Origin of the sequence: Ensifer sp. LC384 (genome assembly GCF_001695865.1) — a bacterium.
GTDB lineage: Bacteria > Pseudomonadota > Alphaproteobacteria > Rhizobiales > Rhizobiaceae > Ensifer.
In genome coordinates this window covers 296131-312940 of sequence record NZ_MBST01000001.1, presented here as the reverse complement: position 1 = coordinate 312940, position 16810 = coordinate 296131, and the positions used below count along the sequence as shown (strand labels likewise).

Genomic DNA, 16810 nt, shown 5'->3' with positions numbered 1-16810 from the left:
GCGGGGCTCGACCTCGCGTGCCGCGTGCTTTCTTCAAGACTTTAGAGAACGGAGCTCGACATGGCTTCAACAGCAACCCTCCGCAAACCGGCGTCAGGTTTCAGGATCAGCAGGAAGATGCTTCCCTATGTGCTGAGCCTGCCGGCGCTGCTCGTCTGCATCGGCATTCTCATCCCCTTCTTCACGGCGGTGATCTATTCGTTCCAGCGCTACCGGCTGAGCCAGCCCTGGGCGCGTCAGTTCAACTGGGGCGAAAACTACCTGAACTTCGTCACCGACCCGGCCTTCTGGAACACCCTGAAGGTGTCGCTGCTTTATGCCGGCATCACCGTGACGCTGGAACTGCTGCTCGGCCTCGGCATCGCGCTGCTGTTGCAGCGCCGCTCCACCATCAACAACTTCATCTCGATCATGCTGCTTCTGCCGCTGATGATCGCTCCGGCGCTCGCCGCCTTGATGTGGAAGCTGATGACCAACCCGAGCTTCGGCATTCTGAGCTACCTCGCGAGCCTGATCGGCCTCAACGATTTCCGCTGGGCGTCGTCGCCGGACACGGCGCTTCTGACCGTCATTCTCGTCGATATCTGGGTCTATACGCCCTTCATCATGATCCTGCTTCTGGCCGGCCTCCGGTCGCTGCCGACCCAGCCCTTCGAGGCGGCGGCACTCGATGGCGTGCCGAGAAGCTTCGTGTTCTTCCGCATCACCCTGCCGATGCTGACGCCCTACATTCTGACGGCCACGCTGTTCCGGCTGCTCGACTCGATCCAGCAGTTCGACATCATCTATGCGATGACCCAAGGCGGCCCCGGCAACACGCTGACCGTCTTCCAGGTCGAGGCCTATCTCAACTTCTTCCAGTCGACCAATGTCGGCCGTTCGGCAGCGCTGCTGATCATCCTGTGGGCGATCACCTACACGCTCTCCAACGTCTTCATCAAGAACTGGCTGCGCCTGCGCGAACGCGCCCGCGGCGAAGCGTAAGGGGGTTCAAATGGAAACCACGTCTCCCATCGAACGGGTCCTGCGCGCTCTCGCCCTGACGCTCGTCGTTGTCTTCTTCATGTTCCCGATCTTCTGGATCTTCCTGATGTCGTTCCAGACGAACGAGACGATCCTGACCATTCCGCCGTCGATCGTGTTTTCACCGACGCTGTCGAACTATGCGGCGCTGATCACCGGTAAGCTGCAGACGGCGGCCGGCGCGCTCGATATCGCCTTCATGCGCAACCTCGGCAACTCGATCTTCCTGTCGGTCGCTTCCGTTGCGGTGGCGCTGGTGCTCGGGGTTCCCGCCGCCTATGCCTTTGCCCGGCATAAATTCAAGGGCTCGGAAGACATCGCGTTCACGCTGCTCTCCTTCCGTTTTGCGCCGCCGCTGCTGGTGCTGCTGCCGCTGACCCAGTATTTCCAGTGGCTCGGCCTTTCCAATACCTATTTCGGCCTGATCTGGGTCTACCAGCTCATCTGCCTGCCGCTGATCCTGTGGATCGTGCGCGGCTATTTCGAGGATATCTCGGCCGACGTCGAATATGCCTACCGCATTGCCGGCCATTCCTGGTTTGCCACCTTCCGCAAGATCGCCCTGCCGCTTGCCGGTCCGGGCATTGCCGCCGCTGGCCTGCTTGCCTTCATCTTCGCCTGGAACAATTTCGTCTTCGCGCTGGTGCTGGCGTCCGCCGACAAACAGCCGGTGACGGTGGGGGCGCTTGCCTTCGTCACCTCCTCAGGCATCCAATACGGGCAGATCGCCTCGGCCATCGTTCTCTCGGTCACGCCGACGCTCGCGCTCGCACTCTACGCCCAGCGCTACCTCGTCGAAGGCCTGTCGCTTGGCGCGGTGAAAGGGTAAGACATGACCACGCTTCACTTAAAAAACATCGTCAAGCGCTACAAGAGCCAGACGGTTCTCGACGACCTGTCGCTCGATGTCGCCAATGGCGAACGCCTGGTGCTCTTCGGCCCGTCCGGTGCCGGCAAGACGGTGCTGCTGCGCCTGGTCGCCGGCGTCATTGAGCCGGATGAGGGCAGGGTGCTGATCGGCGGCGAGGACATGACCGATGTCGATGCCGAACACCGCGGCGTCGGCATGGCCTTCCAGAATTTTGCGCTCTTTCCGCACATGAGCGCCTTCGACAACATCGCCAGCCCGCTGACGGCAACGAGGTCGTCGAAGGATGCGATTACGGCAGGCGTGCAGAAGGTGGCGAAGCTGCTGAAGATCGACCATGTGCTGAGCCACCACCCGAAGGCGCTTTCCAACGGCCAGAAGCAGCGCACGGCATTGGCCCGCGCGCTGGTCGGCTCGCCGCCGCTGCTCTTGCTCGACGATCCCTTGCGTAATGTCGACGCCAAGCTGCGCTTTGAGATGCGGCTGGAGCTGCCGCGGCTTTTGGCAGCTGAGGGTGCGACCGTCGTCTACGTCACCCAGGACTACAAGGAAGCGATGGCGCTCGGCGACCGGATCGCCGTGATGTCGCAGGGCCGCATCCGCCAGATCGGCACGCCGCAGGAGATCTACAACGCGCCTGCCGATATCGAGATCGCCCGGCTCTTTGGCGATCCGACCATCAACCTCCTGGATGTGGTGCCGCAGAGGAGCGGCGACGGCGTCTTCGTCGAGCTCTCCAACGTCAGGGTGCGGCTTGCCGATTATGACGGCGACGCTTCGGGCAAATCCTGCGTTCTCGGTCTTCGCCCGGAAACCATCGTCTTTGTCGATGCGTCGGCGCCGGGCGCCATCCCGGTGACGGTCGAGGCGGAGACGCCGCTCAACGAGAAGACCGTGACGCTGGCGATGACGGCGCGCGGTCGCGAAATCCTGGTGTCGCGGCCGGCCGGAACGCCAGGGCCTGCGGCAGGGCCCGCCCATATCGCCGTCAACGGCGCGCTAGCCTTCCTCTTCGACAAGGCGAGCGGCCGGCTTCTGCCCCGCGCCGACATCGCATCCAAGCGCAATGGAGAAGCGGCATGAACGACACCGCTCTTTTGATCAAGGACGTCGACAAGTTCTACGGTCCAATCGACCACGGCGTGCACGCCGTCAAGAAGCTCAACATGGATGTCAGGAAGGGCGAGATCATCGCGCTTCTGGGCTCGTCCGGCTGCGGCAAGACCTCGACGCTGCGCATGGTCGCCGGCTTCGAGGCGGTGTCGCGCGGCACGATCTCGCTCAGTGGGCGCGAGGTCCAGACCTTCGCTCCGGTGCGCCGCAACGTCGCCATGGCGTTCGAGGGCTATTCGCTCTATCCGCCGCTGACGGTGCGCGAAAACATCGCCTTTGCGCTCAAGGCTTCCAAGCTGTCGCAAGGCGTCGTCGACGAGAAGGTAGCTGGTATTGCCAAGCTGCTCGAGATCGAGGACATTCTCGGCCGTTATCCGAGCTCGATCTCCGGCGGCCAGCAGCAGCGCGCCTCGCTCGGGCGGGCGCTGATCCGCGACGCCAACCTGCACCTGCTCGACGAGCCGATGGGCCAGCTCGAGCCGCAGTTGCGCGCCGTGCTGCGCGGCCGCATCAAGCACTACATCAAGGAACGCGGGCTGACGGCGATCCTCGTCACCCACGACCAGACCGAGGCGAATGCGCTCGCCGACCGCATCGCCGTCATGGAAGGCGGGGTGCTGCAGCAGTTCGATACGCCGCAGAAGATCAAGGAGCGTCCGGCAAACCTCTTCACCGGCACCTTCGTCGGCGAGCCGCCGATGAACGTGTTCGAGGCGAGCGTCACCGGTTCGGAGACCAAGGTCGCCTTCGGCCTCAACGACGGCGTGCGGCTCGAATATCCGGCATCGGACTTTTCCCACGCGGTGCGCCATGCGCTGATGAAGCGGCAGAAGGTGGTGCTCGGCATCCGACCCTACTCGGTCCGCCGCAGCGCCGACGGCGTTGCCGGCCGGGTGGCGGTCAATCAGTGGCTCGGCGACCAGACGCATATCGCCGCGGATTTCGCCGGCGGCACCATGGTGCTGGTCGAGCATGACCGCACAGAGCTTGCCGTCGGCCAGCCGATCGGCATTCACCTCGATCCGTCGAGCCTGCATGTGTTCGACGGCGACAGCGGCAAGGCGATCAGCCACGGCGAGGAGCTTGCCTGATGCGGGATATCCTCATCGGTATCGATGCGGGAACGTCGGTCATCAAGTCGGTGGCCTTCGACCTTGGCGGGCGGCAGATCGCGATCGCCGCGGTGCCGAACGCCTATGAGGCTGTCGGCAGGACCGGCAGCGTGCAGGACCTCAACCGCACCTGGGCCGATACCGTCACCACCCTGACCGAGCTTTCGGGCAGGATCGAGAATCTCGCTCAGCGCGTGGCCGCGATCGCGGTGACCGGTCAGGGCGATGGCACCTGGATGATCGACAAGGCGGGCGAACCTATCGGTAAAGGCTGGCTCTGGCTCGACGCGCGCGCCGGCGATACGGTCGAGCGCCTGCGGGGCGACAGCGGTGATGTCGAACGGTTCGCCAGCACCGGCTCCGGGCTTGCCGCCTGCCAGCAGGGCGCGCAATTGCGCTGGATGAGCGACAACGCGCCGGAAATGCTGTCCGGCGTCGCAACCACGTTTCACTGCAAGGATTGGCTCTATTTCAAGCTGACGCAGATGCGCGCGACCGATCCGTCCGAAGCCAACTTCACCTTCGGCAACTTCCGCACCCGCAGCTACAACGACGACGTCATCCGCTTTCTCGGCCTTGAGAAGCTCAAGCATTTCCTGCCGGAGATCGTCGACGGAGCGACATCGCACCACCTGCTTTCAGCGGATGCGGCGGCCGTCACCGGCCTTCCCCAGGGGACGCCGGTGGTGCTCGGTTATGTCGACGTCGTCTGCACCGCACTTGGCGCCGGGCTCTACGATCCGGGCACCGACACCGGCTGCTCGATCATCGGCTCGACCGGCATGCACATGCGGCTTGCGGAGAGCGCCGACGACGTGCGGCTCAACCGCGATCTCACCGGCTACACCATGTGCATGCCGATCGCCGGCACCTATGCGCAGATGCAGTCGAACATGGCGGCAACGCTGAACATCGACTGGATACTGTCGGTCGCCGGCGGTCTCCTGAAGGGCATGGGCGTCGCAAAGACCAAAAGCGAACTTCTGTCCCATATCGACGGCTGGCTGGCCGAGGCCAAGGATACTTCGTTGCTGTTCCAGCCCTATATCTCGGATGCGGGCGAGCGCGGGCCTTTCGTCGACGCTTCGGCGCGCGCCTCCTTCGTCGGGCTGTCGATTACCCACGGCTTCGGCGACATGGTGAAGGCGGTCTTCGACGGGCTCGCCATGGCGGCACGCGATTGCTACGCCGAGATGGGGCCGCTTCCGGGCCGCATCCGGCTGACCGGCGGTGCGGCGCGCAGCGCCTCGCTTCGGCGCATTCTCGGGGGCGCGCTCGGCGCCAGCGTCCAGACCAGCGAGCGGGAGGAGGCGGGCGCGGCGGGCACTGCCATGATCGCCGCCGTGTCGCTCGGCATCTACCCGTCGATGGCCGCATGCGTCAGCGACTGGGTGTTGCCATATCAGCGCGCCGCCGAACCTGCCGACGAGGCGCTTGCGCGCCGCTACGACGGCCTCTTCCCCTCCTACCAGCAGTCGCGCATCGCGCTTCGACCCGTGTGGCACGCACTCTCCCAAGATGCGGCTTCGGGACCACAACAGGAAAGACTGAAATGAAGAAGATAGCCATCATCGGCGACCGGTTCATGCTGCCGGACGTGTTTCGCGACAAGATCGTCGAAGCAAGCGGCGACAGCCATGAGATTCGCACGCTCGAACTGCCGTGGCCCGACGTGCCGATGGAGCACGGTTACGCGGTCGAAGGCATGGATGGCCTGAAGGAATATCTGGGCAAGGCGGACGATATCGTCGACTTCATCGGCGACGCGGAAATCCTGGTGACGCAGCTTGCGCCCCTGTCGCGCGGCATGCTGACGTCGCTGCCCGGGCTGAAGCTCGTGGCCGTATCGCGCGGCGGGCCGGTCAATATCGACATGACGGCAGCGCGCGACGCCGGCATCAGCGTCGTCAATACGCCCGGTCGCAATGCCAGCGCCGTTGCCGAATTCACGCTGGGCGCGATCCTCGCCGAAACGCGGCTGATCCGCACCGGCCATGAGGCGTTGCGCAAGGGCGAGTGGCGCGGCGACCTTTACCGCGCCGACCGCACCGGCCGCGAGCTGTCGGAAATGACCGTCGGCGTCATCGGCTACGGCAATATCGGCACCAAGGTGGTCCGGCTGCTTAGGGCCTTCGGCACCAAGGTTCTGGTGCACGACCCCTATGTGCAGCTCTCCGCCGATGATCTGAATGCCGGCGTCGAGCATGTGTCGCTCGACGATCTCCTGTCGCGCTCCGACCTCGTGACGCTGCATCCGCGCGTCACCGAGGAAACCAGGAACATGATGAATGCCGAGACCTTCGCGAAGATGAAGCCCGGCGCTATCTTCGTCAACACAGCGCGCGGGCCGCTCTGCGACTACGACGCGCTCTACGAAAACCTGGTGAGCGGCCACCTCTCGGCGGCCATGCTCGAGACCTTCTCTGTAGAACCAGTGCCGGAGGAATGGCCGCTGCTGCAGCTTGCGAACGTCACGCTGACGCCGCATATCGCCGGCGCTTCGGTGCGCACCGTCACCTACGCCGCCGAGATGGCCGCCGAAGAGGTGCGCCGCTACATCGCCGGCCTGCCGCCGGTCAATCCGTGCTGATGACAGGAGGCAAGAACGTGGGTTCCGAGACCGGAGTATATGATCTTTTCGTCGTCGGCGGCGGCGTCAACGGCGCGGGCATCGCGCGCGATGCCGCCGGGCGCGGGCTCTCGGTCCTCTTGTGCGAGAAGGACGATCTGGCGCAGGGCACGAGCTCGCGCTCGGGCAAGCTGGTGCATGGCGGGTTGCGCTATCTCGAATATTACGAGTTCCGGCTGGTGCGCGAGGCGCTGATCGAGCGCGAGGTGCTGCTCTCATCCGCCCCGCACATCATCTGGCCGATGCGCTTCGTTTTGCCGCACAATCCGGCCGACAGACCCGCCTGGCTCGTCCGGCTCGGGCTCTTCCTTTACGACCACCTCGGCGGCCGCAAGCGTCTGCCGGGCACGCGCAGTCTCGATCTGAGAACCGCGCCCGAGGGCGCGCCGATCAAGCGGGACTATCGCAAGGCCTTCGAATATTCCGACTGTTGGGTGGATGACGCCCGGCTTGTCGTGCTCAATGCACTCGATGCCCGGAAGAAGGGCGCGCGGGTGTTGACGCGCACCGCCTGCAGCGCGATGCGCCGCATCGACGGCCTCTGGCAGGTGGAGATGACCGATCTGCGCAGCGGCGTGAAGTCGGAGGTCAAGGCGCGCGCGGTGGTCAATACCGCCGGGCCATGGGTCAACGACGTCATCGGCCGGGTCGCCGGGCTCAATTCCAGCCGCAGCGTGCGGCTGGTCAAGGGCAGCCATATCGTCGTGCCGAAATTCTGGGAGGGGCGGCAGGCCTATCTCGTGCAGAACCCGGACAAGCGGGTGATCTTCATCAACCCCTATCAGAACGATCTGGCGCTGATCGGCACGACGGATATCCCCTACGAGGGACGTCCCGAGGACGTATCGGCCGATGGCAACGAGGTCGCCTATCTGCTGAAATCGGTGAACCGCTACTTCAAGCAGCAACTCACCGAAGACGATATCGTCCATTCCTTTTCCGGCGTGCGCCCACTCTACGACGACAATGCCGAGAACCCGTCGGCGGTGACGCGCGACTATATCTTCGAGGTCGCCGCTGCCAACGGCCAGGCGCCGCTGCTCTCCGTCTTCGGCGGCAAGATCACCACCTTCCGCAAGCTGTCGGAGCATGCGCTGGAACGGCTGAAGCCGTTCTTCCCGGCGATGGGTGCGGCCTGGACCGCCACGGCGCATCTGCCGGGAGGCGACATGGCCAATGGCGATTTCGAGCAGTTTCTCGGCGATCTCAGGGCACGCTATCGCTGGCTGACGGCAGATCTCGCCAAGCATTACGCGCGGCTCTACGGCACGCGCACGCATGACCTGATCGGCAATGCCAAGTCGCTGGATGATCTTGGCACTGCATTCAGTCCGCTGTTTCGCGAGCGCGAGGCGCGTTTCCTGATCGACAACGAGTGGGCTGCGACGGCAGACGACCTCTTGGAGCGGCGGACGAAACACGGCCTGCACATGACGCCGGCCGAAAGGCTGGCTTTCACCGGCTGGCTCGAACGCCAGCAAGTGGCGGCCTGAAGGAGAGCAGGAATGCGCAGTCTGGAATTCGAGGCCTTGCTCGATATCTCGGCGCGTGTCGGCGCCGATCCCTTACTGGTGCAAGGGGCGGGCGGAAACACGTCGATCAAGGAGGTCGGCACGCTCTGGATCAAGGCCTCCGGCCTCTGGCTCGCCCACGCCCGGCAACGCGATGTCATGGTGCCGGTGGCGCTCGACCCGTTGCTCGAAGCGCTGGAGCGCAATGATCCCGCGACCGAGAAAGCCCAGCATTTCGTCATTTCCGAGATGAACCCTTCCGGCCTGCGCCCGTCGATCGAGACGACGGTGCATGCGTTGATGCCGCAGAAGGTGGTGATCCATGTCCATTGCGTCGAAACCATCGCGACCGTGGTGCAGACGAACGGCGCTGCCATCGCCGCCGAACGCCTGGCCGGCATCCCGCACGTGTTCGTGCCGTATGCGCGGCCGGGCCTGCCGCTTGCCAAGGCGATTGCCGAGCGGTTGCAGGAGAATACCTCGGTGCTGATCCTCGGCAATCACGGTCTTGCGGTGGCGGCCGAGACCGTCGCCGATGCGGCGATGCTCCTGACCGATGTCTCGCGCCGGTTGACGGCGCCGCGGCGCCAGGCACCCGCCACCGATCTGGCGGCACTGTCGCGCCTTGCGGTCGACAGTGCCTATTGCCTGCCCGACGATGTGCGGCTGCATGCCGTTGCAACCGATCTTGAAAGCTGCCGGATTGCCGCCGGCGGCAGCCTCTATCCCGACCATGTCATCTTCCTCGGCAAGGGTTCCGTCATCGCCGCACCGGGCGAGACCGCCCTTTCGATCGAGACGGGCAGGACGGAACGCGGCGAGAGCCTGCCGCCGCTGCTGCTCTTTCCCGGCAAGGGTGTGCTCATCGAGAAGACAATTTCCGCAGGCGCGCTCGCCATGGCGCGCTGCCTTGCCGACGTCACGGCCCGCATCCCGGAGACGGCCAGGCTCCGCTATCTGAGCGACGCCGAGAACGCGGAACTGCTCGGCTGGGACGCGGAGAAATATCGCCAGCAGCTCAACCGGGCAGGGCAGGCGCTGCAATGAGCGGAAATCAGCACGCCCTGGTCATCGGCATCGACATCGGCACCTCGGGTGCGCGTGCCGTCGCCATGGCGCCCGATGGCGCGATCATCGCGTCGGAAGCGACCAAACTCGCAGCTTTTTCCGATGATCACCGTGATCCTGTCGGTTGGTGGAAGGCGGTGCAGGTGGCGCTTGGCGGCGTGCTCAAGGCGATTGATCGCCGGCGGATACGAGCCATCAGCATCGACGGCACCTCCGGCACGATGTTGCCCGTGGCAGTCGACGGCGCGCCGCTTGCCACGCCGATGATGTACAACGATCCGGTTTCCGATGGCGCGATCCTGGAGGCGATTGCCGCCCATGCGCCGACGGAAAGTGCCGCCCATGGCGCGACCTCCGGCCTTGCCAAGGTGCTGGCGTTCCAATCCGTGCCGGGTATCTTCCGTGTCATCCATCAGGCCGATTGGCTCGCCGGGCACTTTACCGGCCTCTACGACGTTTCCGACGAGAACAATGCTCTGAAGACCGGCTACGACCCGGTGGCGCGGTGCTGGCCGGAGTGGATCGAAAAGACCGGCGCGCGCGTCGACCTGTTGCCGGACGTGCTGCCGGCCGGCGTGCCGGTCGCGACGATCTCGCCGGTGGCTGCCGAAGCCTTCGGCCTTGCGCGCGACGTGGTCGTCGTTGCCGGCACGACCGATGGCTGCGCCTCATTTCTGGCGACAGGTGCCGCCCGCCCGGGTGACGGCGTCAGCGCACTCGGCACCACGCTCACTGTAAAATTGCTTTCCGACCGGCCGCTGTTTGCGCCGGAATACGGCCTTTACAGCCATCGCATCGGCGACATGTGGCTGGCCGGCGGCGCGTCGAATACGGGCGGCGTGGTTCTGGCCGAGTATTTTTCCGCCGAGCGCATCGACGCGCTTTCCGCCGGCATCGATCCGGCTGTTGCTACCGGGCTCGACTATTACCCGCTAACGAAGCAGGGCGAGCGTTTTCCCATCGCCGATCCGAATTTCCAGCCGCGCCTGACGCCGCGACCACAGGATGATGCGGTGTTTCTCAAGGCGATATTCGAAGGCATCGCCGGCGTCGAAAGCCTCGCCTATCACAGGCTGACGTCGCTGGGCGGCCCCAAGCTCGGCTCCATCCGCACCGTCGGTGGCGGCGCCAGAAATGCGGCGTGGTCGGCAATCCGCGCGCGCAAGCTCGGCGTGCCGTTCCTGACGGTACGTTCCGAAGAGGCAGCAGCCGGAACGGCGCGACTGGCGCTTGCCGGCGCAAGACAGGCAGGTGTGCTATGAGTACCGTCATCTCCGGCCTTGCCGATATCGCCGATCGCTATGATGCCTTCCTGATCGACCAGTTCGGCGTGCTGCGCGACGGTCGCGGACCCTATCCCGGTGCCGCCGAAACGCTGGTGCGGCTGAAGGATCAGGGCAAGCGCGTCATCATTCTTTCGAATTCCGGCAAGCGCTCGGCGGAAAACGACCGCCGCCTCGTCGATCTCGGCTTCGTCGCCGGCAGCTGGGACTGGTTCCTGACCTCGGGCGAAGTTGCCTGGCAGATCCTGAAGACGGAAGGCGCGCAGGCAAGCGGACGCCTGAGCAAATGCCTGCTGATCAGCCGCGACGGCGATCTATCGCCGCTCACCGGGCTCGGCCTCGAGCGCACCGAAAACGGTGCGGATGCGGACTTCGTGCTCCTGGCGGCGAGCGAAGGCGATGTGCTGCCGCTGTCGCACTACGAGGCGTTGCTGGCACCGGCGGCGCGGCGCGGCGTGCCGTGCCTTTGCACCAATCCTGACAAGGTGATGCTGACGAAGACCGGAACGGCGTTTGGAGCCGCACGGATCGCTGAACTTTACGAGGAACTCGGCGGGACGGTGCGCTGGATCGGCAAGCCCTTTGCCGACATCTACGATTTTGCCCTCGACTTCCTCGGTCATCCCGACCCCTCTCGCGTCTGCGCGATCGGCGACAGCGTCGAGCACGATATCGCCGGGGCGGCGAGCGCCGGCCTCGCTTCGGTGCTGGTGACCACGGGCATTCTGGAGCACGCCTCCGACGAGGAGCGCCGAAAGCTCTTTGCCGAGCATGGCGCCACACCCGATTTCATCCTCCCGAAATTTCTCTGGTAGTCAGGAGTACCGCCTTGGCTTTCACGCTGTCGCTCAACACCAATCCGCTGGTCAATCGTTTTGCCGAGCCTGACGATCTGATCGAGACGATCGGCGAAGAGATCCGCATCGGCTACGTGCAACTGACGCACGAGTTCGTCAATCCGGGCTGGCCGGCGGCAACGATCTCCAAGACCATCCGTCAATTCAGGGCAGCGCTCGGCCGCACCGGCGTCAAGATCACCTCGGGGATGACAGGCCCCTATGGCAGGCTCAATCATTTCGGCCATCCGGACCCGGATGTGCGGCGCTACTATGTCGACTGGTTCAAGACCTTCGCCGATATCTCGGCCGAGCTCGGCGCATCCGGCATGGGCACGCAGTTCGCGATCTTCACGCTGAGGGATTATGACGATCCGGCCCGGCGCGAGGACTTGATGAAGATCGCCATCGACTGCTGGCGCGAAGTGGCGGAACACGGCAAGGCTGCCGGTCTTTCCTATGTGTTCTGGGAGCCGATGTCGGTCGGGCGCGAATTCGGCCACACGATCGCCGAGTGCCGCTCGCTCGACCGGCGGCTCGCCGAAGCGGAGCTGCCGATCCCGATGAAGATGATGGTCGATATCGATCATGGGGACGTCACGTCCGATAATCCCGCCGACATCGACCCCTATGCCTGGGCAGGGGCGTTTCCTGAGCGCTCGCCGATCATCCACATCAAGCAGTCATCAATGAACAAGGGTGGGCACTGGCCGTTTACCGCCACCTACAACCGGGACGGCCGCATCACGCCGGAGAAGCTGATCGGTGCGGTCAAGGCCGGCGGCGGCACCGACAACGAGATCTGCCTGGAGCTTTCCTTCCGCGAGCGGGAGCCGACCGACCATAACGTCGTCGAGATGATCCGAGAGTCGGTGGAATTCTGGGAGCCCTACATCGATACCGGCTTCAACAGGCCATCAAAATCACACTAAAATATCACAAAATCTCACATTGAACATTGAAATATAACATTCAGGTGTTATCTTCCCAGGAGTGATGCCGCGCTCTCGCGGCATCGGATCAAGGCGGATGACGATGAAGCCCGAAGACAGGCGACAGGCGATCATGGATGTTTTGATGGAGGCCGGCACGGCTTCCGTCGAAGACCTGTCGCTTCGTTTTGGCGTCAGCAAGATGACGGTGCATCGCGATCTCGACGACCTCGAACAGGCCGGCCTGCTGCGCAAGGTGCATGGCGGCGCCTCGATCCAGTCGAGCCCGCAGTTCGAAAGCGATTTCCGCTACCGCGAGAAAATTGCCGCCGCCGAAAAGAACCGCATTGCCGAATATGCGGCGAGTCTGATCGAGCCGGGGCAGAGCATTCTCATCGACGACAGTTCGACGGCCGGTGCGATCGCCGCCTACGTCAGGGATATCAGGCCGCTGACCGTCATCACCAACAATCTCGGTGTGATTGCCAGCCTGTCCGGAGCGCCTGGCATCAACGTCATCGCGCTTGGTGGCCAGTACAGCAAGAAGTTCAACGGTTTCTTCGGCATCATCACGGAAGAGGCGCTGCGCTCGCTGCGCGTCGATATCGCCTTTCTCTCCAGTTCCGCGGTCGAGGGAACGGCAGCCTTCCACCAGGACCAGGAGGTCGTGCAGGCCAAGCGGCTGATGGCGAAGTCGGCGGCGCGCAAATATCTCATGGTGGATCACGACAAGTTCGGGCGGTCTGCCCTGCATTTCCTGACCGGGCTCGATGCCTTCGATGCGGTGCTGACCGGCGCCGAGGTGGCGGACGAGCACGCCGCGGCGCTCGGCGAGGCCGGCATCCGCCTGGTCAAGGTCGACAATCGAAAAGCATCGGAGAAAGCATGAACAAGCCTCAGCTCTGGGTGGGCACAAGCTGGAAGATGAACAAGACGCTGGCGGAAGCCATGGTCTTTGCCGACGGACTGGCGGCAGCGGATGGCGCCCGCGACGAGCGCATCCAGCGTTTTGTCATTCCGCCCTTCACCGCTGTGCGGCAGGTCAAGGATCGGCTCGCGGCAACGAGCGTCAAGGTCGGCGCGCAGAACATGCACTGGGACGACGCCGGCGCCTGGACCGGCGAGGTTTCGCCGGTGATGCTTCGGGATTGCAACCTCGACGTCGTCGAGCTCGGCCACAGCGAACGGCGCGAGCACTTCGGCGAGACTGACCGGACTGTGGGCCTGAAGACGGCAGCGGCCGTGCGCCATGGCCTGGTGCCGCTGATCTGCATCGGCGAGACGCTCGCGGAGCGCGAGGCGGGCGAGGCGGATACCGTCCTGAAGCGGCAGGTGGAAGGCGCGCTGGAACTGCTGGAAGGCGACGCCCGCAAGGCCACGGTCCTGCTTGCCTATGAGCCCGTCTGGGCAATCGGCGTCAACGGCATTCCGGCGACGGCCGACTATGCCGATGCCCGTCACAAGCGGATCGCCGATGTCGCGCAAGGCGCCCTCGGTGTTCGCGTTCCCGTTCTCTATGGCGGCAGCGTCAACCCGGGCAATTGCGAAGAACTGATCACCCAGGGGCATATCGACGGCCTGTTCATCGGCCGCTCCGCCTGGGACGTCAACGGCTATCTCGACATTCTGCAGCGCGTCTCGAAGGCGATCTGAGCCCCCCGCACGCCGCAGATCAACACGGACGGAAAGGAAAATCATGAAGATCGCAATCGGAGCAGACAGCGCCGGCAAGCCCTTGCTCGACGTCATCGCCGCCCACCTCAAGGGTAAGGCCGATCTCGAAGTCAACGACCTCAGCCAGTCCGGCTTCTATGCCGACCTGTCGCAGAAGCTGGCACAGACCATCGTCGATGGCGAGAACGAGCGCGGCATCCTGTTCTGCGGCACCGGCATCGGTGTCTGCATCTCGGCCAACAAGGTGCCGGGCATCCGCGCCGCGCTGACCCACGACACTTATTCCGCCGAGCGGGCGGCCAAGTCGAACAACGCCCAGATCATCACCATGGGCGCGCGCGTCATCGGGCCGGAACTTGCAAAGTCGATTGTCGATGCCTGGCTTGCCTCCGAGTTTGACCCTAACGGCCCGTCGGCCGGCAATGTCGAGGCGATCGATCGCCTCGATACGGCGAAGTAAGCATCCGACCACCATTACCGCGATGCACGTTGATCCTCCCTCGCGCATTGCGGCGAGACGCCCGGCAGAGATGCCGGGCGTTTTCTTTTTCGGGCTCGCGCCGCGCCTTGACGAAGCTTCTGCAAATATTTGAATATGCTTGCGGATTGTCAAATGCAGGGGCGTCATCTCATGAGTGAAGGAACCTCGACAGAGCCGCATCCGAGCGCCCATCACCATGTGGCGCGGATGAGCGGCCGCGACACGCACGAACATCATAGGACGGCGACGACGCTCGAACTTCTGTTCGACTTGACCTTCGTCATCGCGTTCAGCCTGGCGGCTTCGCAACTCGCCCATTTTCTCGCGGAAGGGCACTATTTTGCCGGGCTGTTCGGCTTTGCGCTCGCGACCTTCTCGATCTGCTGGGCCTGGATCAATTTCAGCTGGTTCGCGTCCGCCTATGACACGGATGACTGGATTTTTCGCAGCGTGACCATGGTGCAGATGGTCGGCGTTCTGATCCTGGCGATCGGTCTGCCGCCAATGTTCGAGTCGATCGACAAGGGCGAGCACCTCGACAACGGCGTGATGGTTCTCGGCTATGTCGTCATGCGCGTGGCGATGCTTTTCCAATGGCTGCGCGCGAGCCGGCAGGACCCGGCACGGCGCGGCGCGTGCCTCACCTATGTGAAGGCGATCAGCGTCGCCCAGTTCGGTTGGGTCGTGCTGATCTTCATCGACTTTTCGCTTGTCGTGACCTTCGCCATGGTCGTCGCGCTGACGGCGATCGAAATGCTCGGACCCTATCTGGCCGAGACGCGGCATGGAGGTACGCCCTGGCACGCCCACCACATCGCCGAGCGCTACGGGCTTCTCGCCATTATCGCACTCGGGGAAGGGGTTGTCGGCACAGTTGCGTCGATCTCGGCCGTGGTCGAGGGGCAGGGCTGGAATCTCGATGTCGCGCTCGTCTGCCTCGCGGGCACCGGGCTCACCTTCGGCATGTGGTGGATCTACTTCCTGCTGCCGAGCGCCGAGGTGCTGCATCACTACCGGCTCAAGCGGGCCTTCGTCTGGGGCTACGGCCACATGCCGATCTTCGCCTCGATCGTTGCGACCGGCGCGGGCCTGCACGTGGCCGCTTACTATATCGAGCACAAGGCCCATATCGGCTCGGTCGCGACGGTGCTGACGGTCGCGGTGCCCGTCGCGTTCTACATCGGGCTCCTCTATGCGATGTACACCTATCTGATGCAGCAGGCGGACCGCCTGCATCTCTGGCTGCTCATGGGCACGGCGCTCGTGCTGGCTGCCTCTGTGGTCGCGGCCCTGGCCGGGGTCGGCATGGCGAAGTGCCTGATCATCCTGATGTTTGCGCCGGTCGTGACCATCGTCGGCTACGAGGCGGCCGGCCACCGTCACCGGATGGCCGCGCTGGAGCGCAGTTTGCGCAAGAGCGAAGCGGCGCATTGATTTCGCGAGTCGAAACAGCGGCTTGTGACCGTCCGTTGCGGATTTGAATCACGCGTCTCAGAGATTGATTCAAAGGCTGTGGACGGCGAAGATGTGTGGAAAATAGCCCTCTCCCCGCGGGCGGTGAGATGGGACGGCCGAGCGTGCCGTGGGCGTATCCTCCCGCGCAGGCGCTGCAGAGGCATGATGCAGTGTGACGGCGGTCGCACGCTTTCCGGTAGGTCTGCCGAGATCATGGTTCGCAGCGCGCGCCCCGCGTTTCCTTCTCCCCGCGTGCGGGGAGAAGGTGGCCGGCAGGCCGGATGAGGGGGCAGCCGGTTTCAGGTCCGATGCTATGGCCTGCTGGCAGATCAGGCGTTGATCAGCGCCAGCTTGGCGCGGGCGTCGAGGATCTGGACGCAGGCATTGGCGGCTTCTTCGCCCTTGGCGACGAAGTGCTCGCGGAAGAAGGCGATCAGCGGCGCGCTTTCCTGGAAATTGTGCGGCGTCAGCACGGCCGAAAGCACCGGCACGTCGGTATCGAGCTGGACGCGCATCATGCCGTCGAGCACGGTGCCGGCGACGAAGTCATGGCGGTAGATGCCGCCGTCGACGACGAAGGCGGTGCCGAGGATCGCGGCATAACGGCCGGTCCTGGCAAGCTTCTGCGCGTGCAGCGGAATTTCCAGCGCGCCCGGTACGTCGAAGATCTCGACGTCGGCCGCCGTGCCGCCAAGCTTCGTCCATTGGGCGACGAAGGCATCGACGCAGCGGTCGACGATGTCGGCGTGCCAGCGGGCACGGACGATCGCAATCTTGGCGGTGGGGTGGGAAAGAATAGTCATGGTCTCAAGCCTTCCAGGGTTT

At 64.3% G+C, this 16810-nt stretch carries 16 protein-coding genes; 15 read left to right on the top strand and 1 reads right to left on the bottom strand.

The annotated features are described in order from the left end of the window. Positions 1-60 precede the first annotated feature (60 nt). The 15 genes from BC363_RS01495 (at position 61) to BC363_RS01425 (ending at position 15964) form a co-directional block, all read left to right on the top strand. On the top strand, positions 61-984 hold the full coding sequence (locus tag BC363_RS01495) for a sugar ABC transporter permease (protein ID WP_065786702.1): 924 nt from the start codon (positions 61-63) through the stop codon (positions 982-984). A 10-nt stretch (positions 985-994) separates the two neighbouring features. After that, entirely contained in the window at positions 995-1852 is an 858-nt protein-coding gene (locus tag BC363_RS01490; RefSeq protein ID WP_065786704.1) for a carbohydrate ABC transporter permease, read from the top strand. A gap of 3 nt (positions 1853-1855) precedes the next feature. Beyond that, entirely contained in the window at positions 1856-2974 is a 1119-nt protein-coding gene (locus BC363_RS01485; RefSeq protein WP_065786706.1) for an ABC transporter ATP-binding protein, read from the top strand. Further along, a complete protein-coding gene (locus BC363_RS01480; protein ID WP_065786708.1) occupies positions 2971-4095 on the top strand; it encodes an ABC transporter ATP-binding protein in 1125 nt (374 codons plus the stop codon). The genes BC363_RS01485 and BC363_RS01480 overlap by 4 nt, the downstream gene beginning before the upstream one ends. Next, the gene (locus BC363_RS01475; protein ID WP_065786710.1) at positions 4095-5672 is read left to right on the top strand and encodes an FGGY-family carbohydrate kinase; all 1578 of its coding nucleotides are present in this window, start codon (positions 4095-4097) and stop codon (positions 5670-5672) included. The genes BC363_RS01480 and BC363_RS01475 overlap by 1 nt, the downstream gene beginning before the upstream one ends. Continuing rightward, entirely contained in the window at positions 5669-6706 is a 1038-nt protein-coding gene (locus tag BC363_RS01470; RefSeq protein ID WP_065786712.1) for a 2-hydroxyacid dehydrogenase, read from the top strand. Before BC363_RS01475 ends, BC363_RS01470 begins: the two co-directional genes overlap by 4 nt. After that, positions 6706-8238, top strand: coding sequence for a glycerol-3-phosphate dehydrogenase (locus BC363_RS01465; protein ID WP_065786714.1), 1533 nt, complete (start codon positions 6706-6708; stop codon positions 8236-8238). Before BC363_RS01470 ends, BC363_RS01465 begins: the two co-directional genes overlap by 1 nt. A gap of 12 nt (positions 8239-8250) precedes the next feature. Further along, positions 8251-9303 (top strand): class II aldolase/adducin family protein, encoded by a 1053-nt coding sequence (locus BC363_RS01460; protein WP_065786715.1) that lies wholly within the window; start codon positions 8251-8253, stop codon positions 9301-9303. Beyond that, on the top strand, positions 9300-10586 hold the full coding sequence (locus BC363_RS01455; protein WP_065786717.1) for an FGGY-family carbohydrate kinase: 1287 nt from the start codon (positions 9300-9302) through the stop codon (positions 10584-10586). Before BC363_RS01460 ends, BC363_RS01455 begins: the two co-directional genes overlap by 4 nt. Next, positions 10583-11422, top strand: coding sequence for a TIGR01459 family HAD-type hydrolase (locus tag BC363_RS01450; protein ID WP_065786719.1), 840 nt, complete (start codon positions 10583-10585; stop codon positions 11420-11422). The genes BC363_RS01455 and BC363_RS01450 overlap by 4 nt, the downstream gene beginning before the upstream one ends. Positions 11423-11436: 14 nt before the next feature. Then, on the top strand, positions 11437-12375 hold the full coding sequence (locus BC363_RS01445) for a TIM barrel protein (protein ID WP_065786721.1): 939 nt from the start codon (positions 11437-11439) through the stop codon (positions 12373-12375). Positions 12376-12478: 103 nt separating this feature from the next. Then, entirely contained in the window at positions 12479-13264 is a 786-nt protein-coding gene (locus tag BC363_RS01440; RefSeq protein WP_065787018.1) for a DeoR/GlpR family DNA-binding transcription regulator, read from the top strand. Further along, positions 13261-14028, top strand: a complete 768-nt coding sequence (locus BC363_RS01435; protein WP_065786723.1) for a triose-phosphate isomerase — start codon at positions 13261-13263, stop codon at positions 14026-14028. The genes BC363_RS01440 and BC363_RS01435 overlap by 4 nt, the downstream gene beginning before the upstream one ends. 43 nt (positions 14029-14071) lie before the next feature. Then, positions 14072-14509, top strand: coding sequence for an RpiB/LacA/LacB family sugar-phosphate isomerase (locus BC363_RS01430; protein ID WP_065786725.1), 438 nt, complete (start codon positions 14072-14074; stop codon positions 14507-14509). A 171-nt stretch (positions 14510-14680) separates the two neighbouring features. Continuing rightward, complete coding sequence (locus BC363_RS01425; RefSeq protein WP_202618515.1) at positions 14681-15964, top strand: low temperature requirement protein A; 1284 nt, start codon at positions 14681-14683, stop codon at positions 15962-15964. Between the two features lie 350 nt (positions 15965-16314). Here BC363_RS01425 and BC363_RS01420 read toward each other — a convergent pair whose 3' ends face one another. Then, the gene (locus BC363_RS01420; protein ID WP_065786729.1) at positions 16315-16788 is read right to left on the bottom strand and encodes a 6,7-dimethyl-8-ribityllumazine synthase; all 474 of its coding nucleotides are present in this window, start codon (positions 16786-16788) and stop codon (positions 16315-16317) included. Positions 16789-16810: the final 22 nt, after the last annotated feature.

Excerpts from the sequence above, each read along its gene's own strand:
- BC363_RS01495 (WP_065786702.1), top strand. The coding sequence starts at position 61 with ATGGCTTCAACAGCAACCCTCCGCAAACCGGCGTCAGGTTTCAGGATC.
- BC363_RS01490 (WP_065786704.1), top strand. The coding sequence starts at position 995 with ATGGAAACCACGTCTCCCATCGAACGGGTCCTGCGCGCTCTCGCCCTG.
- BC363_RS01485 (WP_065786706.1), top strand. The coding sequence starts at position 1,856 with ATGACCACGCTTCACTTAAAAAACATCGTCAAGCGCTACAAGAGCCAG.
- BC363_RS01480 (WP_065786708.1), top strand. The coding sequence starts at position 2,971 with ATGAACGACACCGCTCTTTTGATCAAGGACGTCGACAAGTTCTACGGT.
- BC363_RS01475 (WP_065786710.1), top strand. The coding sequence starts at position 4,095 with ATGCGGGATATCCTCATCGGTATCGATGCGGGAACGTCGGTCATCAAG.
- BC363_RS01470 (WP_065786712.1), top strand. The coding sequence starts at position 5,669 with ATGAAGAAGATAGCCATCATCGGCGACCGGTTCATGCTGCCGGACGTG.
- BC363_RS01465 (WP_065786714.1), top strand. The coding sequence starts at position 6,706 with ATGACAGGAGGCAAGAACGTGGGTTCCGAGACCGGAGTATATGATCTT.
- BC363_RS01460 (WP_065786715.1), top strand. The coding sequence starts at position 8,251 with ATGCGCAGTCTGGAATTCGAGGCCTTGCTCGATATCTCGGCGCGTGTC.
- BC363_RS01455 (WP_065786717.1), top strand. The coding sequence starts at position 9,300 with ATGAGCGGAAATCAGCACGCCCTGGTCATCGGCATCGACATCGGCACC.
- BC363_RS01450 (WP_065786719.1), top strand. The coding sequence starts at position 10,583 with ATGAGTACCGTCATCTCCGGCCTTGCCGATATCGCCGATCGCTATGAT.
- BC363_RS01440 (WP_065787018.1), top strand. The coding sequence starts at position 12,479 with ATGAAGCCCGAAGACAGGCGACAGGCGATCATGGATGTTTTGATGGAG.
- BC363_RS01435 (WP_065786723.1), top strand. The coding sequence starts at position 13,261 with ATGAACAAGCCTCAGCTCTGGGTGGGCACAAGCTGGAAGATGAACAAG.
- BC363_RS01430 (WP_065786725.1), top strand. The coding sequence starts at position 14,072 with ATGAAGATCGCAATCGGAGCAGACAGCGCCGGCAAGCCCTTGCTCGAC.
- BC363_RS01425 (WP_202618515.1), top strand. The coding sequence starts at position 14,681 with ATGAGTGAAGGAACCTCGACAGAGCCGCATCCGAGCGCCCATCACCAT.
- BC363_RS01420 (WP_065786729.1), bottom strand. The coding sequence starts at position 16,788 with ATGACTATTCTTTCCCACCCCACCGCCAAGATTGCGATCGTCCGTGCC.